Raw genomic sequence first — 21,234 nt, 5'->3', positions numbered from 1 at the left:
CTCCACTGTTTTCTTGTTTGTTTTTTCTTAGACCAAATTGGCTTTTTGTGATTGTGTTTCGACAGCCGTCAGTTCAGCAGTTTGAGCTCTTTTCTCTGTTCCCACTTCTGGAAGTGGCTTCACTGCCAGCATACCGAATATGGTGCAGACGGCAAGGAAGATATAAAAGAAGGTCCAGCTGCCAATGCCTAACAGCACGGGAGCAATTGCTGGAACAATGGACTGAGGCAACGCATTAGCTACGTTCATAATCCCAAAGTCTTTGGCTGAATCCTCTTTACTTGGAAGAATCCGTGCAACGAGTGCCATATCTACGGCTGAGAAGCAGCCAAAGCCCAATCCGATCACTGCAGCTCCGGCAATGTAGGCCGCATAACTTGGCACAAAGGCAAACAACAGAACCCCAATAGCAATGATGAACCCTGAAACGATCAGGAATGTTTTTTGCTTACCAAATTTATCTGACAACACCCCACCGAAGATACTTGTAATTGCAACACCCACTAGCATAACGATATTAATCGTAGCAACCTTTGCGGTAGCCAGCTCTTCCGTAAGTCCCATCCGGTTTACCAGCATGACTGTGAGGTATAAAGTGCTACAATATCCCATCATGATCAGGAACTTGGATACGAAAGCCCAAGAGAATTCCGGGAATTTGCGTGGACTAGGAAAAATCGTACTCAGCTTCTTACCCAGCGATATTTGATTATTTGTCTTGGGAACAAGTTCTACTTTACCTTCTTTAATAATCAACGTACTGAGGAGTGGACCTATGATGCCGATTACTCCGAGCAAAAGCCACTTAATTTCTGAAGAAACTGAGGTCATCACTGTCATCATGATCATCCCTACCGTCATAGCGATTGGAATAGTGAGACCGATTAATCCGGAGATTGTCCCTTGTTTTTCCTGAGATACTTGGTCTGGAATAAGCGCTGTATAGGCTGCCATCCCTACATTGAAGAAAAATTGTGCGACTGCCCAGCTAATCATGATCTGCCAAGGCTCGTTGGCGAAACCAGTACATACCAGCGCTGTACAGCCAACTAGTGGACCAAGGATAATCCACGTGCGCCGCCGTCCGAACGAAAGATGGGTTCGGTCACTGAGTGCACCGCCAATCGGATTTCCGATAAGTGCAAAGATTGCGCCAATTCCTGCAACCAGTCCATAGGAAGAGGTGTAACCATTCGGATCCACTTCAATCATTTTAAAGGTCAGCAGCAAGGTGGCAGGTGTCATCAGTGCCAGCATCATCATGCCGTAACCAAGCAGAATACCAAAGGTCAATCTACGAAAAGGGGTGAGAACCTGCCCTTTAATCGATGCTCCAGTCATTGTAATTCCTCCTCATCCTTTTAGAAAACGTTTACAATTAGATTATAAAATAAACCACCTCTTACAGGAGAGGTAGTCAATTACACACTTTTAGGTTTATTTTTAATCTAAATGAAAGCGTTTCAAAAATCTTTATCAAAATGAAGCTTAAAAATTGACTCATTTTCTCAAAACAATGGAGTCAGCTCAATGAGTTCTACGCTATGAGGTTCCATTCTAATGACAACAGAAAGCTCTTCACCTACTTCAAGAAGCTGAATCTGTCTGCCTGGAATAGAGGCAGCTTTTAGATAAGCAGTGTCCTCTGCAGTCAGAACGGTTGGAGCCCCCATCTCTACCCACTTGTCAAAGCTGCTGCCATGTGCCCTGCTGATCGTATGGTTTACTTGCTTATATCTGCCAGATGGTAATCCAGTTAATGTGAGCTCAACTTTAAGAAGCCTCTCGTTTTTGAAGCCACTATAACGGCTAGTAGGTGTAATGAATGAAGTATCACCAAGCGCGTACAAATCATCAAAGTGACAGTAATTATAAGCCAGAATCTGATAACCGCCTCTACCAGCCGTCACGATATAACCCTCTTCGTGTGCGACTAGCCGATTCCCCAGCTTAGCGAGCATTTCATAGGCATGCATAGCTGCTTTTGGAATTCCATACTGAGTCATAAGTCCAAGCCCACCATGAAACATCCGGGATGAAGCCGCTGTTTCTTCAATATTGTCACTCAGTACCCAATATCCGAACCCACTGATGCTGTCGAGATTTTCGATGATATTCTTTACGATATATGCAGCTTTATATAATGTGTCATTGGTCAATTCACGATGAAATGCTGTTGAATTCCATTCGGTTAAATATAGCTCTAGTCCGCTAAGTCCTAACTCAGCGAGCAGCCCGATTTCACGCTCCAGTGATTCCTTCAAATAGTCAGGGTTTGGGGACACTTTGTTGAACCCCTCTACTGTCAGGGGAGACATTTCTTTTTCACTTGATAGTTCTTTTTGCCCCCAATTGTTACTAAGCAGATCATCCATGTCCTCATGCGGATAAAAATGTAACGGGATAAAATCAGGAAGACAACCCCGTTCTTTGCAGAATGCGAAAAACTGTTCACAAAACGCATTGGAGTTCAGCGTAATAATTCTACCAGGAGCACCAATCTGTAGGTTCAGAGAGATGACTTTGAGGGTGTCGAACGTTCGGGCATACAATTCGTTGTACGCTTCTTCCGTCGCAGGCCAGAACAATCCATATTCCGGTTCATTCCAGAATTCAAACCTCCAGCTTTCCACCTCTTCTAGACCGTACCGACTGAGACAATGGCGAATAAAGCGATCAACCAATTCACACCAACGGTCCATGGATTTAGGTGGACTCACGTAACTCTTTTCATAAAATACATGTTTACTGCTGTCTACTGCGAGATCAAAAGGCATAAAGCCCAGTTCTATAAAAGGTTTCAAGCCGATCGATAACAAAAAATCAAACAACTGATCTACAAAGCGAAAATTATAATGTGCCTGCCCTTCGTGATCCTCCCGGTACACCATCATTGAATCATCAAAAATTCCATGAAAACGTAAATAGCGAAACGGACACCGCTCTTGTACATATTTCAAATGAGCTTGTACATCACTTTGAAGTCCTTCATTTGCTTTACTGATTGTAATAATATTTTTCCAGCTATGCTGAATTTGCCGCTGAATCCTGTCTAACGAAATGCTCGCAGACAGCTGAACAACCGGATGCACGGGTTCAAGCTGGTGCGACTGACTACGCCGGAGGAATTGCCGAATAATGCCCAGTGCGCTGGATTGATTAAACGCTAAGTATCCGGAAGTAGAACCTTCCTGTTTCGAGTGAGTTTGCGGCCGATATTTTTTGCGATATTCATGTGGTGTGATATGATATCGGCTTTTGAATGCAGCGTAAAAAGATTTCGCGTTTGGAAAGCCCTGCTCAAGTGCCAGTTCAGCAAGGGAATGCTCTTGATCTCTTAAAAGGGCTTCTACGGTATTTTTTAAACGAATGCTGGTTAAGTACGTCTGGAAGTTGACCCCAATATTCTCGCTAAAAAATTTGGATAAATACGGCACCGACAAATACTCTCGTTCCGCGATTATCTGCAGCGACACCGGGTCTTTATAATGTTCATCTATATAAGTGATGATGCTCATCATTCGTTCCATATATTTTATATTCATCGCTTCGCCGGAATTTGGCAGCTTGAACTGTTTGACCAAAACAGAGAATAACCCAAGCATACGTGCTTCCATCTCCAGTTCATAGGCTTCCCCACCTTTGTATTTCAGCTGTACCATTTCAGCCATGAGCTGACGCATGTTATCTAAGCCATTTTGCTTCTCAGGACCGGCTTCTGCAGAATAACATTCAAAGCTGATCTTCTCCACATTGTGGATGTGCTGCTTAAGATAGGTTGTAGGGATTTGAAAGGTAGCGATGATATTCTCATCTAATCCGATAACCTCATGCACGTAACACTGGTTAATGAGTAGCATATCCCCTTCTTTAAGCCTATATTGACGGTTTCCGGTAGAAACCTCTAGATTACCAGACAGCACAAAAATCAGCTCCACACTCGTATGCCAATGATTCGGCACAAAGCTGACGCTATGTAAAGAAACATCAAACGGTAGTTTGCCTTCTGTCTCAAGCTGCTCATAGCTGGAATGGCTCACATAATCACTTCCTTGTTTACATTATCTTGTTGTAGCATACAATGTCGCGTTTCGGCGGTCAATTCGATGGTCTCTGGTCACCTCTCTAACAAAAAAACACTGATCCAAGTCAGTGTTTTTTCAACAGCCATATAAATATTTCTTTAAATCGCTCGTTTGAACTGGGTATTGTATAACTCGTAATAGGCGCCTTGCATTGCAAGAAGCTCCTCATGATTTCCTTGCTCAGCAATTCCTCCACCCTGGATCACGAGTATACGATCTGCGTCCTGAATCGTACTAAGCCTGTGGGCAATTACAAAGCTTGTTCGACCCTTCATCAAATTCTTCATTGCCTGTTGAATGTGCATTTCCGTACGTGTGTCTACGCTACTGGTTGCTTCATCAAGAATTAATATGGCAGGATCAGCTAAAATTGCGCGAGCGATTGTTAACAGTTGGCGCTGTCCATGACTAAGATTACTACCTTCTGCATTAAGAAGGGTCTCGTAATCATGCGGCAATCTTTTGATAAAAGCATCCGCATTGGCTAGCCGCGCAGCTTGCTCAATCTCTTGATCGGTCGCATCAAGTCGGCCAAACCGAATATTCTCACGAATGGTTCCCGAGAATACATGCGCATCTTGCAGCACCATCCCTAGCTGACTACGAAGTGAATTTTTATCTACCTCTTGGATGTCACGGCCATCAATCCGTATGGCACCTCCGTTCAAATCATAGAAACGACTCAGCAGGTTAACAATAGTTGTTTTACCTGCTCCTGTTGGACCAACAAGCGCAATTTTCTCCCCAGGTTTGGCTTCAAACGTAACTCCAGACAGAATCGGTGTATCCAATTTGTAAGCAAAGGAAACGTCCTGGAAAACAACCTCCCCTTTTAGCCTTGGCAGATTCTCACTTTCTTCATCCCCATATTCGGACGGCATCTCCAAAACTTCAAACACACGCTCCGCTCCGGCAATTGCAGATTGGATTAAATTGTACTGGTTAGCAAGATCAGAAATGGGTCTACCGAACTGTTTGGAATAGGTAAGGAAGCTAACGATTATACCTACTGTAGCCATGTTATGGAAGGCCATCCAGCCCCCAACCCCGGCTATGATCGCAAATCCAAGATTATTAATCATGTTCATCACGGGTCCCACTAGTCCAGATACGATTTGTGCCTTAATGCTGACCTTGTTCAGCTCTCCGCTGATTTTTCGGAATCGCTTAACTTCCGCTTCTTCTCTATTGTATTGTTTGACCACTTTTTGTCCGCTGATGGTTTCTTCGATAAACGCGCCCAGTTCACCTAAATGCCGCTGCTGATTTCGAAAATAAGTTCGGCTTAAACCTATAATTTTACGACTAGCCAGTAGTACGAGCGGAATTGTGATTAGTGAAACTACGGTCAAAGGAACGTTCAGCATGAACATTATAACGAGTGAACCGCTTAGCGTAATCAAACTATTTAACAACTGGGTTACACTCTGATTGAGTGTGCTGGATACGCTCTCTATATCGTTCGTTGCCCGGCTCATCAGCTCTCCATTAGCTCGTGTGTCAAAAAACTTAATAGGTAGCTGCTGATACTTGCTGAACAGATCACGACGCAGCTCAAATACGGTATTCTGTGAAACAGATGTCATGACGTATGCTTGCACCCAAGCAACTACACTACCTAACCCATAAATGCCAATAAGGAGAATACAAAACTGCACAAGACCATGATAATCATGCGGAATAACCGCAGTATCAATCGCTTTACCGATGAGATACGGTCCGATCAATGAAAGAAGTGCATTCAACACCGTAAATACATACACAATAATTAACCCGAACCGTTGGCGATTCAAGTAAGTCCAGATGCGTTTAAGCGTACTTGCTTGATTCTTGGCGCGGACGATTGGTACAGCGCCGCCGCGTCCGGGGCCTGATCCCGGTCCTGGACCGAATCCGCCTGGTCGATTGAAAGGAGTGGTGTTCATGCCGTTATTAGACTTTGACATAAGGCATCTCCTCCCCCTTTATCTGCGACTTCCAGATATCTCTGTATATTTCACTGCTGCTCATAAGTCCATCATGTGTACCTTGTACAGCGATTCGACCGTTTTCTAGAATTAAAATACGGTCCGCATCAATCACAGAGGTGACACGTTGAGCTATTAAAATATTTGTACTTCTATGTAGCCGTGTTTTTAACATTTGTCGAATTCGCGACTCTGTTGCCGCATCGAGGGCGCTAGTACTGTCGTCCATGATTAGGATTGTTGGCTGTATTAACAACGCCCTTGCAATCGAAAGCCGCTGCTTCTGCCCACCAGACAAGTTAATCCCTCTTTGACCAAGCACTGTATCATAGCCTTCTGGAAGTTCTATAATAAAAAGATGCGCTTCAGCGGCAATTGCTGCTTGTTCCACTTCTTCATCTGTAGCCTCCGGTCTGCCATAGCGGATATTATCCCGGACTGTTCCACTGAACAGAATAGCCTGCTGCATAACATAACCGATCCTGCGACGCAATTGTTTCAAAGAAATTTGCCGAGTGTCGGAACCATCAATCGTAATAGATCCAGAGGATACATCATAAAGACGAGGAATGAGGCTAACCAAGGTTGATTTACCAGCACCAGTGGCTCCAAGGATGGCTACGGTTTCACCTGGCTCAGCAGTGAAATTGATGCCATCTAACACAAGGTTCTCATCCGCAGGGTCATAGGCAAAGGAAACGTTGTCAAATACAATTCGACCGTTAGATATAGCATCTTTCTTAGCATCGGTTACTTCTGTAATCTCGCTGATTGTGGACAACACTTCATTCTCCCGATCTGCGGAGACTTTTGCACGCGAGAAGAATATGAGCATATTACTCAGCATTAACATGGACATCAATAGTTGGGTGATGTAGTTAATAAAGGCGATCAACTGACCTACCGGAAGCGTGCCATTCCAGCTCTGCGCCCCTCCAAACCAAAGGACAGCTACAATACTTGCATTGAGCACTAGCATCATGAGTGGCATATTTAATGACATCAGGCGTACCGCTTTTATCGCAGTCTCTGTGTAATCCTTGTTGGCTGTATTAAACCGTTTCTCTTCATGTTTGCCACGAACAAATGCTTTGACTACACGGATGCCCGATAAATTCTCCTGCAATACGGTATTGACTCCGTCTAATTTAGTTTGCATTTTCTCGAACAAAGGAAAAGAAAGTCGAATTAACCCATACAATATGGCAACCAGCAATGGCACGGCAACGACAAGAATGAGCGTCAACGTAGGACTAATCCGGATGGCCATCACCAAACTACCAATCAATAGCAATGGAGATCGGATATTCCGCAAAATCATCTGTACAAAGGTTTGTAGCTGCACCACATCATTTGTTAAACGAGTAATTAACGAACCTGTCTTCAATTGATCCAGATTCTTATTTGAGAATTTCTGAATATGTTCAAACAGATTGATCCGTAAATCATTACCGAAATTTTGAGAGGCGATACTTGAAAAAACGGTACAGCCCACCCCACCCAATAGACCGATCAATGCCACTCCAAGCATGATCAATCCAGTCGAATATATATGTGATACATCCTTCGTCATAATCCCATGATCCACAATGCTCGCCATTAATGTAGGTTGAAGCAAATCCATAGACACTTCGATCATCATCATAAGTGGTGCTAACACAGACCACACCCAATATGGCCTTAAGTAACTCTTAAGTTTCCACATTCCATCACCTTTTAAGATAAATATGTGATTTTTGATTTCATCGGTGTTCTTGGCTTAGCATTTGGAACTTCCTCTGGATATCCAATACCAAATAGTCCAATCACATCGTAATCTTGCGGAACACCTAGAATTTCACGATTATGAGGCAAAGCACCTAAAGAAGCCCAATAGGCACCAACCCCCACTTCATGTGCTGCTAATAAAAAGTTCTGTGCGAAACAAGCGGCAGCCATAACATTCTCGTCACGTTCAAACGCTGTTGCACCAGGTTTAGATAAGATAGCAAGAACGACAGGAGCGCTTCCAAAATTCGTCTTATGCTTTAATTTAGCTCTCGTATCAGGCCCGATAAATAGGAGTTCCCAAGGTTCATTCATACGATGGTTTGGAGCATAACTAGCTGCTTCCAGCCATTTCAATAAATCATCCTCATGAATGGAATCTGCCTTAAATTGCTTAATACTTCTACGCGTTTTAATAAGATCAATGGTTTTCATTTTCAGGATCAATCTCCTCTTTTTTAGTATCGCTAACCGTCTTCTCTTCAGTTGTTACTTCGTGAATCTGAAAAATATGAATAAACTCTTCAATGATCGCTTCTGTTGCCTTCAGTTCACCGCTAATCACTTGCTTGATCGAATCCAGCTCCGGTGTTTGCAGCTGCCGCTGTAAAGTGGCTCGATTCACATTAAGCTTTTCCAAAAATGCTAGAGCTCTGCCGCGACGAAAAGTTTGAGCACTTTTTGGGGGACCATCCATGGAATCCATCCCATGTCTGCCCATATGCTCACGATCTCTATGCTCTCCACGGTCTTTGTGTTCCCCATGTTCTCGATGGCCGCGTTTTCCGAAATGTCCATCACGCATATTAACCCCTCCTTTGTTGTATACATATGTATACGAATTGCCTATGTATACAAATGTATACGCACAAATGAAATCTGTCAAGTTATCATTTTTATTGGATTGATCCTCAAAGAAAAGACCGCACAAAGTGCGGTTAGCTGGCGAGAAACTATTTTTTTCAGACCAAGGATTCTTTGCTATGTAGCAACTAATGATCAACCTTCTTTAATAATTGCGGTTCCTTTGGATCTAGTTGCGTCCAGTCTGAAGCATCCCTGTCTGTGAAAATATAATCAGTTTCTGGATCATCAGCAAATCTAACATATACCTAGAACGAGCAGAGTAATAAATATTGTGGAGATAGCCATAAACTTTCTCATTCCAGAAATGCCTCCTTAGTAAGGATAAATTTTGGGACAGCTATGGCTATAAAAATCGAGCAAGATGAAATTCAAGATCATCCACGCTAAATGTAGGATGGCTGCGACGACGACAGGTAGCTCCACATCCCTAACTTCTTCAGCCCAGCTACCTCCTTGAAAAATACGATAGGAACCATATACTTGTTCATCATATAAATCCCAGCACCATTGCCAAACATTCCCTAACATATCATAAAGCCCCCATGCATTTGGTTCTTTCGTCCCTACGGCATGGAGTTGACCATCTGAATTTTCATTATACCAAGCAATTTTATTTAGCTCTCCGTATTGATAGCAAGTAGTTCCTGCTTTACAAGCATATTGCCACTCTGCTTCCGTTGGAAGTCGATAGCCACCCGATTCCCTTTCCCAAGTAATATGTTCAACATCATTGCTTATAACATAAGCTTCTTTCAATCCAGCCTTCTGGGAAAGTAGATTACAAAAGGAAATAGCATCTTCAACTCATTATGATGTACGAATCCAATAAAACTAATCAAGTATTGACAGGGTATAAAGAAACGAACTATAATCTAAACAATTCCTAGAAAAATACTATGAATTAAATAATATTCCAAGTATCTACTCATAATTGGTTTCCCAGAAGAAGGAGTGTAGACAAATGCCAAATGTTCAAACTTTCAAAGCAACCGCCCATTTACAAGATGGAGTTAAGGTTATTACTAAAGCAAGACAATTCGAGCTTGTCATCGACGAACCACAAAATCTTGGGGGTACCGATACAGGAATGAATCCTGTTGAAGCTTTACTTGCTTCTTTAGGGGCCTGCCAATCTATTGTGGCTCGAGTTTATGCCTCTAAATTTGAGGTAGAGCTTGAAGACTTCAGAGTAGATGTTGAAGGCGATTTGGATCTTGATGGATTTTTTAACCGATCTGAAGTACGGCCTGGCTACTCCGATATTCGCTATACATTCTACATAAAGACCCCATCGCCTGCCGAGAAGGTGAAAGCATTCGTACAATTTCTAGAGAGCAAATGCCCTGTGGGTGACACAATTGCCGCTCCGGTGAATCTCAAGCTGAATCGTATCGTGATTGAAAATTAATCAAACTATTGATTAGCTAACATAATTTATAGGGCTGTGAGGTTGCATAAGCAACTTTACAGTCCTTTTTCATTTCACCTTCTCTTCCATCATATAATACTAAAAATGAAGGACTGCGGAGGTACCTAAGGAATGAATCCTATACTGAGCACAGTAGATAATGAGATCGAGCGTTTAACGACTTTCCTGATTGATCAACAGATGCAAGATGGATCTTGGCATTTTTGTTTTGAGAATGGGATCGTTATCGATGCGTATATCATCATCCTCTTTCGGATATTGAATGTGCAGAATGAAGATCTGATCCGTGAGCTACATGATCGTATTCTTGCTGAGCAACAGTCGGCTGGATTCTGGCAATTGTATAGCGATGAAGAAGATGGAAACTTATCCACCTCGGTTGAAGCCTACTATGCCCTTCTCTACTCTGGGTACAGCAAGGTAACAGATGGGCCGATATTGCGCGCTAAGCATTATATTCAATCCAAAGGTGGGATTGGAAAAGTTACTAGCATCTTAACTAGAGTCATTCTTGCAGCTACAGGACAGAGCAAATGGCCTTTGGCTATTTCCTCGATCCCATTAGAGGTGCTATTGTTCCCATCCTACTTTCCTATTAACTATTTTGAGTTCTCCGGCTACTCTAGGGTACACCTCACTCCAATGCTCATTATGGCCGATCGGCGTTTCTCGATCTCAGCCGCTAATGCTCCTGATCTGTCTGATCTCATAGACACACGCATTGAAGAAGATGAACCCGCTTCCCGTGGATTTCAAGAGCTGCAGGACGGTTTGCAATCTGGCCTAAAAAGACTTCTTGGAAGTCCTCGTCATATTCACGAAGTCTCGCGAGCCAAAGCAGAGCAGTTCATGCTCCGGCGGATTGAATCCGACGGGACTCTATACAGTTACGCAACTAGTACAATTCTTATGGTATTTGCACTGCTAGCCCTCGATTATGATCAGCAGCATCCACTAATTAAGAATGCTATAGATGGGCTTACCGCCATGCAATGCCGCTCTGAAGACCAAACAACAATTCAAAACTCTCCGTCTACGATATGGGATACGGCTCTAATTGCCTATGCTTTGCAGGAGGCACAACTTCCCGATCATCATCTTACGATGAAACGTGCTACTTCATATCTGCTGACCAGACAACATGAAAAAACTGCAGATTGGAGCATTCATAATCCGAATACGGCTTCCGGGGGATGGGGATTCTCAGAATCTAATACAATAAATCCGGATGTGGATGATACGACCGCTGCTTTACGAGCCATTCGAAGTTTATCAATAACTCAGCCATCATATCTAGAATCATGGAATCGAGGACTGAACTGGGTCATATCGATGCAGAATAAAGACGGTGGCTGGCCAGCCTTTGAAAAAAACACCAATAAAGAAATGCTTACATGGCTCGCAATCGATGGCGCTAAATCTGCTGCTATTGATCCCTCGGAGGCAGATCTTACCGGGCGAACTTTGGAGTATCTCGGAAACTTTGCCGGACTTGATACGCGGAATGAATTCATCGAACGAGGTGTGAAATGGTTGATTCAGCATCAGGAGCGCGATGGCTCATGGTACGGAAGATGGGGTGTTTGTTATATTTATGGGACTTGGGCTGCTTTAACAGGAATGCGGGCCGTTGGTCTGCCTCCAGAACATGAAGCATTGCAAAAAGGAGCGAATTGGCTCCTTAGCATTCAAAACTCGGATGGGGGTTGGGGGGAATCTTGTCATAGTGATCGACTTTTGAAGTATGTGCCATTAGGTGAAAGTACGCCTTCCCAAACCTCCTGGGCGCTTGACGCACTCATCGCTGTTCAGCCAGAACCAACACCTGCAGTAAATCGAGGCATTGAAAAGCTTATCGCATCTATGCACGAAGACGATTGGAAGTGCTCCTATCCGACAGGCGCTGGTCTCCCCGGCAATTTCTATTCTAATTATCACAGTTATCGGTATATCTGGCCGTTACTCACACTAAGTCATTACAGAACGAAATACGGTCAAGAATAACACAGAGTTCTATGACTAGTGTTGATCTGCTCCACTTCTTAACTGCCTTATTATTGCTTGAATCATACCCATATGTAACCCTTCATGAAAAATCGTTCTAATCAACACCTGCTCAATAGTATACATCCCCATTTCAATCGGAGCGAACTCTTTCTCCAATCGATCTTGATACAACACCTAAATGACCTGTGGCTGTTGCTGTAAAATCCGAATGAGCTCAGAGAATGACGGTGTCTCATTCGTGAACAGAGAAGGACTTGTACCGTAACCAAACCATTCATAGAATCCTATTGAAACTGGGATATCTTCTTTGGTCAGTGTTTGTATCCTTAAATATTGATCTACATAGATATGACCTAATTCCACCGGATGGTATTATTAAAACCTTGAGGGATAACATCAGCCTCTCCCTCAGCTAGCTCAGCCACCATTTCTAGTAACTCAATCCGGTAAGTATTCAACTGTTCAAATAAAACTTCATGTCTTCTTTTCAAATAGGCCGGCCTCCTTTTTCTTTTTATAAAAGAATTAGATGAAAATCCAGAAATTCCTTCTAGGTAGGAATTAATACGATTCGTAAAAAACAGCAGAGCAATGATCCTCGGTTATAGGGGATTATGTTTTCTTTGAAAATTAACGGAATAGCGTAATTTAAATAATAGATGAACAGGCAGCGACACTCCGGTTATGGAGAATCACTGCCTGTTACTTTGAATTTGCGGCGGCTTACCGCAGGATATTACGAACAAGTGTTTTTTTGAAAACCTCGTTACATAGAATCTTTGATCTTCTCTTACTTCATTGCTTTAGTCAGCGTAATCGACCCATCTGCTTTTTGGAAATCAACATGCCAGCCAAGCAGTTCAGTAATAAAACGTAGTGGGACGGCGGTCCGGCCATCTTTTATAATCACTGGTGTACCAATTTCTTTTTTCACATTGTTAACCATCATATAATCTTTGCCGATCCAGAAAGTTAACGTATCATCCCCTGCTTTGACCGTTATCGTATCATTACTTGCATCCCAGCCTACTTGCGCTCCAATTCCTTCACTCAGATACCGAAGAGGGATAAACGTCCAGTTGTTCCACAGGAATGGAGTTGTATCCATTTGTGTGGTCTTATCATTGATGATCAGCTGCTTACTTCCAATCTTCATCCAGATTGTTGTCATGTTGTTAGAGGAAGCTGGTTGTGACGGAGTTACCTGGGAAGTGAACTTTTCTGGCATTTGTTGAACGATGGCATCAGCCAGTGCTGTGCCAATAACATACATTCTTTTATCGCCAGCAGCGAAAACATTATAGGCTTTCTCATAGTCGCCTTTAATGTAATTGTAGAAATAGTCCTGCACATCTTGTTCATGTGCTTTCAGTACTTGTGTTGCAGTCGCAGCAGGTAGATTATCACCCGTAGCCGTACCAAGGAAATTACCAAGCACAGTTGGGAAGTTTTGCAGAAGCTCCATTTTCACTTTTCCTTCTTGGGTCATGTCGTTGTTTTTCACGGCTATGCCCAAGTCAGCGCTGTTGCTGTATTGCGATGAGAAGATTTGTGTGAATTGATCGGCACCCGCTTGACCGTATAATGATTTAACAGCAGCGCTCATTTCATTCGCATTTTTTTCGAGCTGTTCTCTAACGGTTTCCGCGTCTGGCGCACCTTTATACTGCTCAAGTGTGGTCATAGATTGATAGAAGAAATGAATAGCTAACAGTTGATCGAGCACCGCTCTTAAATCATTTGCGGGCGTTACTACAACTGTATTGTCGAACTTTTCTGGGAATTGCTTCACGATGGCTCCGGCAAGTGCCGTGCCAATATCGGACATCCTCTTGAATCCAACAGTGAAATGTTCGTATGCAGCATCATAATCCCCTTTAATGTAGCTGTAGAAGAAATCTTGTACGTCCTTCTCATGAGCGCTCAACACTTGTGTTGCCGTAGCCGCTGGCAGATTACCAGCAGTTGCCGTACCTAGAAAATTACCTAGCTCAGTCGGAAACTCCTGTAACAAATCCTTTTTCACTTCTGCTTCTTGTGTGGCATTGCCATTCTTCACAGCTGATCCCAAATCGGCACTGTCATTATACTGAGAAGAAAATATTTCTGCGAATTGATCGGCACCCGCTTGACCGTAGATCGATTTCACAGCTGCCTTCATTTCATCCGCATTTTTTTCCAGCATATTCTTTGCTGTTTCTGCATCCATTACACCTTGATATTCTTTTAACGTGGTCAGCGCCTGGTATTCAAAATGAGTCGAGAGCAGCTGACTAAGAGTCGCTCTCAGATCTGAAGCTGGCGTTCTAACATTTGGATTTACTGCCCCATTATTCGCTGCCATCGCCATGGACGGAACCAGTAGTACTGTGACTATTGCTGTTGCAACAATTTTCTTCAACTTCATTCTTTTCCATCTCCCTTATTTGTTATGGTATGACCAAAGTATTATTGCTTTCATACAGTTACACGCCGGTCAGTAGGATCTGGATCACTATTTTAGAAAAATATTTTAAAAATAAAAAAAACGAATGCCCCGGATAGAAATCTCAGGACATTCGTTGTGAATCGTTTTCTTACATTTTAACCTTTAGATTTCCGCAGCTAGCACTATGTTTCCACGAGGTTCCTTACCGTTCGCGTCCGGCTCTTGCGTGATCGCAATGGTATCATAATCATCAGGTGAGAACGTATAATAAAGTGCTCCTGTTCCATCCCGAGTGTGAAATGTGCCCGCATTAACCGGTTTTCCACCTTTGAGCAGCCATACCTGAAAAGCTTCATCATCCTTCAGCTCAGGCAGCTTCTCCGCCTGCACAATCAGATGCGTTCCTTTGCTGTCGATCACAATCATCGCTGTCCCTTGGGCAACCAAATCCTTGACCGTTGGTTTTAATGACACCACATTATGGACTTGAAGACCGGTCGCGGGTTCATTACTTAACGCAAGTTGACCTCGCAGCTTCTCTACCTCAGCAAGCAGATTGCTTTTATCCTCATTTAGCACATTTAACCTTACAGCTAGTACACTTGTTGTGATTAAAAGAACGATAGAAGCCACGCTTAATATGGTGTATATTCTCCCTTTACGTTGACGAACGCTTCTCTCAGGTTCATGATTTACCACAAGGCCAGAGACTTCTGTTTCATTCGCTTCCTGTTTCGGCTCTATAGAGGATTGGATAACATGAGTAAGGATCCGGGATTTCATTCCCGTGGGAGGCTCAACCTCTTCTGTGGTAAGAGGAAAATAGTTCACAAGTTCCGTCATTTCAGCAGCCTCCTGTTGGCATTCAGGACAAAGCTTCAAATGCTCTTCAAAGGCTTCGCGTTCCTTTTTGTCCAATCCCCCTAGCACATACATGCTCAATTCCTCACACAGCTCCTTACGATCTGCGCTCATACTGTACCTCCTCCTTCCACAACTCGAATCGCCCTCGCAACGCTTTAAGCGCTAATCTTACTCTGCTCTTTACGGTTCCTAACGGAATTTTATGCTGATCGGCAACCTCCTGCTGTGTGTATCCCATATAATAAATCCATTCCAGCACTTGTTTTTGGTCCGATTGTAAACCCTCTATTTCTTTCTTCAGCTGCTGTCCTAGCAGATTATGTTCAACTGTGAGTTCGGTTGAATCCTCATTACTCCGGAGCCGCTCCCATACAACGTCTTCCACGGAATCTTCTGGTTGCCTCCCTTGCTTGCGAAGCCGGTCAATTGCCAAGTTGCGAGTAATTGCAAACATCCATGTACTTATTTTTCCTTTATTGCTCTCTATTTCGATTCGACTGGCCGCATTCCAAATCCGCACGAATAACTCTTGCACAATTTCTTCCGCTTCCATCGCATCTTTTACAATACGTAGTGCAAACGAATAAATAGGCCTCTCGTATCTATCATATAATTGCTCCAGTGCATCCGTGTCGCGATTGGCAATCTTCTGCAGCAATATCTCATCAGATAACGACTCCTGCAAGGTGGCTCCCCCTCTCATAAAATCTGCTTTTATCTAACACATCATAAAGGTATGTTCTAAATAGAGCAAGATGATTCGGTTCCTACTACAAAAGGTTTGGGTGAATGTAGAGGTTTAATGATTCATCACAAAAAAAGCCACATCAGATTTAATCTAATGTGACTCTCTATAAATAACGTTATTCCCTAATTATATCTCATTCAAGAAACAGGTGTAATCGTTGGAGGCTTCGCTGCTCTTTCCCAAGCATGGGTGACTTGCAATGTTGCTGCGTAGGTGATCAACGAAACGAATAGCGCTCCGGATAGTTCAAGGAACTGCCCCAGAGCCATTCGTTCCAGAATACCGTGAGCCGTCAACCCGCAGATCGTCATGACAATCCCTCCTGCACCCACCTTGAATACAATGCGAAAATCAAAATAAAATCCGATCGTTCCTGCCACAGACAAAAAATTCAACAGTGTCAGCAGCATGAGTCCCAGTCCGAACCCTATAGCAACCCCTTGGATTCCAATATTAGAACCGAGAACAAAGATCGTAATCACTTCAAAAACATTCGTAAGAATATGGTTCCACATGACGGTTGAGGCTTTCCCCAAACCAAGCAGAATCGCTTGCAATGGCGCTCCAAAATAATAAAGTAAAAACAAGGGTGCAATCAGCCTTAGCAGCTCACCCGCTTCTGGCGAATGATAGATCATAGTAGTTAATGGTACAGCCCATAAGTACAGGATGATTGTACATGGGAGACCTACAATAAGCGCCGATCGCATAGCCATATCCATCCGACTATGCATAAGCTTACTATTATTGCTCACACTCGCTTCGCTTATTGCCGGTATTAATGCAGTGGACAACGATTGTGTGAAGAAGCTGGGAAGAAACAACATCGGGAGAGCATATCCCGCCAGAAGTCCGAATTGCTTGGTCGCCATCTCAACACCTACACCAAACAGGACTAGACTTTTCGTAATCAGCAGTGGGAGAAACGCATGATAGAGGGAATGAATAAAACCGCTGCCTGTCATCGGTAAGCCGATGCGCAGCAGATCTCTCAACGTACTGTCTCCTTTGGGTGAAAGACTTGATGGAGGCGGTGGGGAGGTTTTGATCTTCCCTCGATTTGCCCATTTGAAGACAGAAAATAAATAGAGCAAACCAAAACCTTCGCCGATCACGGAAGCCGCCATAGCGCCCGCAGCTGCATAGACAATCCCATAAGGCAGCAAAACGTTGACAACACCGATAATGACAATGATTTGCGCCAAATTCTCAATAATATCCGAAAAGGCCAGCGGGTTCATGTTCTGTTTCCCACGAAAATAACCTTTCAGTACAGCTGACATCGCAATAATTGGAATGATCGGCGTTATAGCGACCATAGCATAATACGCCCGCTGATCGGCTAGAAAAACCGACGCGATCCATTTGGAACCCAATAGAGCCACTAAAGTTAGAATAATACTCAATGTACCCGTAATGCTTAAGGATACTGTGAGAATACGCTTCACTCGCGCTTCATCCTGCTTAACCTCAGCTTCTGAGACAAGCTTTGAAATCGCAACAGGAAGCCCCAGCTCTGTCAGCGTAATAAACAAGGGAAGCAGTGGATGAGCAATCATAAGCAGCCCTACCCCCTCGGCTCCCAAGAAACGTGCCAGCAAGACGCCATTTAAAAATCCGAGCCCTTTTGTAAAAAATGCCGACACGGTTAAAATGAACGTTCCACGAATAAAGCTTTGTTTACGCATCGCCATTTCTACGCATCTCCACCTATGGTTTGTCCTGTCCTACTTTCTAACTTATTCGAACAAAGGCTAGGACATGCAAACAAGTATTTGTAAAGTAATTTAAACTACAAGAAGCCCGCACATCATTGATGATGTACCGAGAAATTCTTTCCTCTTAACGGATTTGAGAGTCTTCCCACCTTTAACCGCGTGTTCAAAAATCACAAAAAATGCACGCCAACAGAATACAAAGGTCTTTACGGAAATCATTCACAGCATTAATGACGTGACCTACTCCTCAGAAGTGGTTACTAGCGGTTCCATGCAACAATAGGTACAACAAAAAAACCGCGAAAAATATCGCGGTTTTTAGAAATAAACGGTATTAACGATCTATCTAATAATAAAACACGTGATACCTAGTCGACTTTATTGAATTCAATCCAATCGATCTGCAAACCTGGTTTGATGAACTCTAATTTCATATCATAAAGACCTGCTTCAAGCTCAACTTTCACAAGCTTTTGTCTAATCCATTGACCTTCAGTACCATTCGTTTGAATGGTTGTCATCAATTGATCATTCACAGACACATTGCATGCACTTTGAGCCAGTTCAGGTTCGGTTGACATGATATGCACCAGGATACGGTATTGACCAGCCTGTTCTACTTTAAAGCTAGTCGATCCTTCTACGACAGGTTTAACCTGTGGATTTTGAGATAACGATTGAGCTTGTTGTCCAGAAAGTGAAGGATTAGCTTTGAAGGACTCCACTGTTTCTACGATTTCCTGTTTCCTAGAGAATACAGGTGCATTCATGATAAACTCACAAATGTTTTTAGCAGAACGTTGCAGCTCTCCACGGGTTAACGTACCATTTTCCAAGGACTCAATGGTGTTATCATTCCATCCGTTAATTTCCGCACCATAGTTAGGTACAACCATATAGAGGTCGTTTTGTGCACGAATCATCCAGTTTGTAAATTTACGATCTGCTGGTCCGCCATTAACGACATCATTCATGATCGCCCACCAGTCTGTCATTACAATCCCTTTAAAGCCCCACTCCCCGCGAAGGATTGTGGTGTTCAAATCATAATTAGAAGCCGCCCAATGTCCGTTAACTGGATTATAGGAAGTCATGATAGAATTCGAACCGCCCTGCTTCACCGCGATTTCAAAACCTTTTAAATAAATCTCACGAAGCGCACGTTCAGACACTACGGCGTTTACCTTACTGCGGTGCTTCTCCTGATTATTACAAGCGAAATGCTTCATCGTAGCGGTAGAGCCGCCTTTCAGAATACCGCGAGTACATGCAGCAGCAAACACTCCAGAGATCAACGGATCTTCTGAAAAATACTCAAAGTTACGCCCATTAAGCGGACTGCGTCGGATATTAAGGCCAGGTCCAAGCAAGGAATCAACGTTATTTCTTAACAATTCTTGTCCTTCCAGAACATAAAGCTCTTCGACCAAATCCGCATTCCATGTAGCTGCAAGAAGTGTTCCGATGGCAACTTGAGTCGCCTTAGCACCGCTATCCATACGAATCCCTGAAGGACCATCAGCTGTAGCTGCAACCGGAATTCCGAGATTAAATAAACTGTCACTTACGCCTCCAAATGCAGAGGCCGTTCCCGGTGTAACTAAAGGACTGCTCATGCCTTCGCCCCGTACAATTGCAGCCAAATCCTCATCGCTGAGCTGGGCAATAAAAGCTTCCATACTAACCTTCTGTTCATATACGTCTCTTAATTTATATCCTTTATTACCTGTTTGTGAGATCGTCTCTGGAAGATTAGTTTCAATTCGCTCAGCTAACGAAATCTTACGTTTAGGAACTTCAACATAAACAATTTCGTACGAACCGTCCGACTTCTGAGTGCCTGGCATCATTCTCGTGAAGCTTTCTGTAGGCGCAAGAGCTTCTTGCAGTTGCTCCACAACTTGAAGAGTTTCTACAACGTAGCCATCTTTACCCTCAACGCCGACTGCTACCACTTGTTTAACACTAGTTCCCACATACAAGCGGTATGTACCTTCTTCGAGAACATAGGCAGAAGCATGCCCTGTCACGCCTGCGTCATCATAAGATGCCATCGACTGAGCTGAGAAACTCACGGTAAGGCGCTGAGCTTCACCTGGTTCAAGGACTTTTGTCTTACCGAATGACACCAGAGCTTTAACTGGTTTACCGAGCTTACCTTGCGGAGCTTCATAATAGACCTGAACAACCTCTTTACCAGCAAAGGTAGTTCCTGTATTGGTAACGGTTACGCCGATTTCAATGTAAGACTCGCCTTCTTTGGTCATCAATTTAGCTTCTTCTGGCTCGATACTAAAAGTTGTATAAGATAAACCATAACCAAATTCAAATTGAACCTTATCTGGGCAAAATGTCTCGAAGTAACGATATCCTACATAGATATCTTCCTGATACAAGTTCATAAATTCGTTTCCGTAATTCTGTGTTGACGGGTAATCATTGATGGAATATGCGATTGTATCCGTCAGTTTACCACTAGGAGTTACCTCTCCAGACAGCACATCTGCAATCGCATTTCCGCCTTCCATACCACCCTGCCATGAATAAATCACAGTTGAAATCGGATATTTATAGCTTTCATCGTTCATCCAGTTCATATCAATAATGTTGGAAACATTCAGAACAACGATCGTTTGCTCAAAATATGTAGTTACTTGCTTCAGCATTGCCTTTTCATCATTCGTTAGTTGATAACTACCCGGAGCGTCGGCATTATCCTGATCTTCTCCTGCTGTACGTCCGATTACAATGACAGCCTTGTTGGATTTGTTTCTAGCCTCGGATACCAATACATCGTTCAAAGACATTTCCTTCTGATGCCAAGGTTCTGCAGCCCATGCGCCTCCACCGTTGTCAAATGGATTCTGCTCAATCCACTTTTCATAAACCGCTGCCAGTTCTTCGTTAACTGTAAAGTTCTTCTTAGTGCGAAGACCATCCAATAAATTGGTCGTATAAGTAACATGGACACTACCGCCGGAACCTGTACCACTTCGATAATAATTCACTTGGGATCTGCCAAAAATCGCAACATTATCGCCTGCGCCAAGCGGTAAAACCTGATTGTCATTCTTCAGCAGCACTGCACCTTCTGCGGCTACTGTCCGGCTAAATTCTGCAAAACCTTCTAATGGAATTCCCACATTCTGTGTGCTCAACTTATTTCCTCCTGTTGTTCAATTCTATAGGTTGTTTCTTGAAATCTTCATTCCTTTAATAACATGCTAACAATGCATCTATATCATTATAGTACATTGGAAAACTGGAATATATATAATAATTAACTTTATTAATATAATAATTTTAGTTTAGACCATTCACTAATTTAATAACGAGTAATTCACAAAGCAAAAA

Annotated in this window: 14 protein-coding genes and 1 pseudogene; 2 read left to right on the top strand and 13 right to left on the bottom strand. The window is 43.1% G+C overall.

The window, feature by feature from the left end:
- Nucleotides 1–27: 27 nt before the first annotated feature.
- The 7 genes and pseudogenes from M2444_RS02505 to M2444_RS02475 all read right to left on the bottom strand — a co-directional run.
- Nucleotides 28–1,341 (bottom strand): MFS transporter, encoded by a 1,314-nt coding sequence (locus tag M2444_RS02505; RefSeq protein WP_280786165.1) that lies wholly within the window; start codon nucleotides 1,339–1,341, stop codon nucleotides 28–30.
- Nucleotides 1,342–1,508: 167 nt separating this feature from the next.
- Nucleotides 1,509–4,040 carry a GH39 family glycosyl hydrolase gene (locus M2444_RS02500; protein ID WP_094874923.1) on the bottom strand — a complete coding sequence of 844 codons (2,532 nt, stop codon included), beginning with the start codon at nucleotides 4,038–4,040 and terminating at the stop codon, nucleotides 1,509–1,511.
- A gap of 143 nt (nucleotides 4,041–4,183) precedes the next feature.
- Complete coding sequence (locus M2444_RS02495; RefSeq protein WP_280786164.1) at nucleotides 4,184–6,031, bottom strand: ABC transporter ATP-binding protein; 1,848 nt, start codon at nucleotides 6,029–6,031, stop codon at nucleotides 4,184–4,186.
- Nucleotides 6,018–7,757: an ABC transporter ATP-binding protein gene (locus M2444_RS02490; RefSeq protein WP_280786163.1), complete on the bottom strand. Its 1,740-nt coding sequence runs from the start codon at nucleotides 7,755–7,757 to the stop codon at nucleotides 6,018–6,020. Before M2444_RS02490 ends, M2444_RS02495 begins: the two co-directional genes overlap by 14 nt.
- Before the next feature lie 11 nt (nucleotides 7,758–7,768).
- Entirely contained in the window at nucleotides 7,769–8,254 is a 486-nt protein-coding gene (locus M2444_RS02485; RefSeq protein ID WP_094868742.1) for a nitroreductase family protein, read from the bottom strand.
- Nucleotides 8,241–8,624: a hypothetical protein gene (locus M2444_RS02480; RefSeq protein WP_280786162.1), complete on the bottom strand. Its 384-nt coding sequence runs from the start codon at nucleotides 8,622–8,624 to the stop codon at nucleotides 8,241–8,243. Before M2444_RS02480 ends, M2444_RS02485 begins: the two co-directional genes overlap by 14 nt.
- Before the next feature lie 405 nt (nucleotides 8,625–9,029).
- A pseudogene (locus tag M2444_RS02475) lies at nucleotides 9,030–9,484 on the bottom strand (formylglycine-generating enzyme family protein); the annotation flags it as partial.
- 163 nt (nucleotides 9,485–9,647) lie between these two features.
- Between M2444_RS02475 and M2444_RS02470 the strand changes: the two are divergent.
- Together M2444_RS02470 and shc are read left to right on the top strand one after the other, a co-directional pair.
- Nucleotides 9,648–10,094 carry an OsmC family protein gene (locus tag M2444_RS02470; RefSeq protein ID WP_280786161.1) on the top strand — a complete coding sequence of 149 codons (447 nt, stop codon included), beginning with the start codon at nucleotides 9,648–9,650 and terminating at the stop codon, nucleotides 10,092–10,094.
- 132 nt (nucleotides 10,095–10,226) lie between these two features.
- Nucleotides 10,227–12,119, top strand: coding sequence for a squalene--hopene cyclase (gene shc / locus M2444_RS02465; protein ID WP_280786160.1), 1,893 nt, complete (start codon nucleotides 10,227–10,229; stop codon nucleotides 12,117–12,119).
- 356 nt (nucleotides 12,120–12,475) lie between these two features.
- Here shc and M2444_RS33450 read toward each other — a convergent pair whose 3' ends face one another.
- The 6 genes from M2444_RS33450 to M2444_RS02435 all read right to left on the bottom strand — a co-directional run bounded on the left by M2444_RS33450 (nucleotide 12,476) and on the right by M2444_RS02435 (nucleotide 21,038).
- The gene (locus M2444_RS33450) at nucleotides 12,476–12,613 is read right to left on the bottom strand and encodes a hypothetical protein (protein WP_348536903.1); all 138 of its coding nucleotides are present in this window, start codon (nucleotides 12,611–12,613) and stop codon (nucleotides 12,476–12,478) included.
- 299 nt (nucleotides 12,614–12,912) lie between these two features.
- A complete protein-coding gene (locus M2444_RS02455) occupies nucleotides 12,913–14,529 on the bottom strand; it encodes a copper amine oxidase N-terminal domain-containing protein (protein WP_280786159.1) in 1,617 nt (538 codons plus the stop codon).
- Nucleotides 14,530–14,712: 183 nt separating this feature from the next.
- Nucleotides 14,713–15,525, bottom strand: a complete 813-nt coding sequence (locus M2444_RS02450; RefSeq protein WP_094874917.1) for an anti-sigma factor — start codon at nucleotides 15,523–15,525, stop codon at nucleotides 14,713–14,715.
- Complete coding sequence (locus M2444_RS02445; RefSeq protein ID WP_179283543.1) at nucleotides 15,509–16,099, bottom strand: RNA polymerase sigma factor; 591 nt, start codon at nucleotides 16,097–16,099, stop codon at nucleotides 15,509–15,511. The genes M2444_RS02450 and M2444_RS02445 overlap by 17 nt, the downstream gene beginning before the upstream one ends.
- A 200-nt stretch (nucleotides 16,100–16,299) precedes the next feature.
- Nucleotides 16,300–17,856: a stage V sporulation protein B gene (gene spoVB, locus M2444_RS02440; protein WP_094874915.1), complete on the bottom strand. Its 1,557-nt coding sequence runs from the start codon at nucleotides 17,854–17,856 to the stop codon at nucleotides 16,300–16,302.
- Nucleotides 17,857–18,248: 392 nt separating this feature from the next.
- Entirely contained in the window at nucleotides 18,249–21,038 is a 2,790-nt protein-coding gene (locus M2444_RS02435; RefSeq protein WP_280786158.1) for a glycoside hydrolase family 3 C-terminal domain-containing protein, read from the bottom strand.
- Nucleotides 21,039–21,234 lie beyond the last annotated feature (196 nt).

This window comes from Paenibacillus sp. PastF-3 (assembly GCF_029893135.1).
GTDB lineage: Bacteria > Bacillota > Bacilli > Paenibacillales > Paenibacillaceae > Paenibacillus_AQ > Paenibacillus_AQ nitricinens.
Note: the sequence above shows the minus strand (reverse complement) of the source record. Positions and strands in the feature narration are given on the sequence as shown.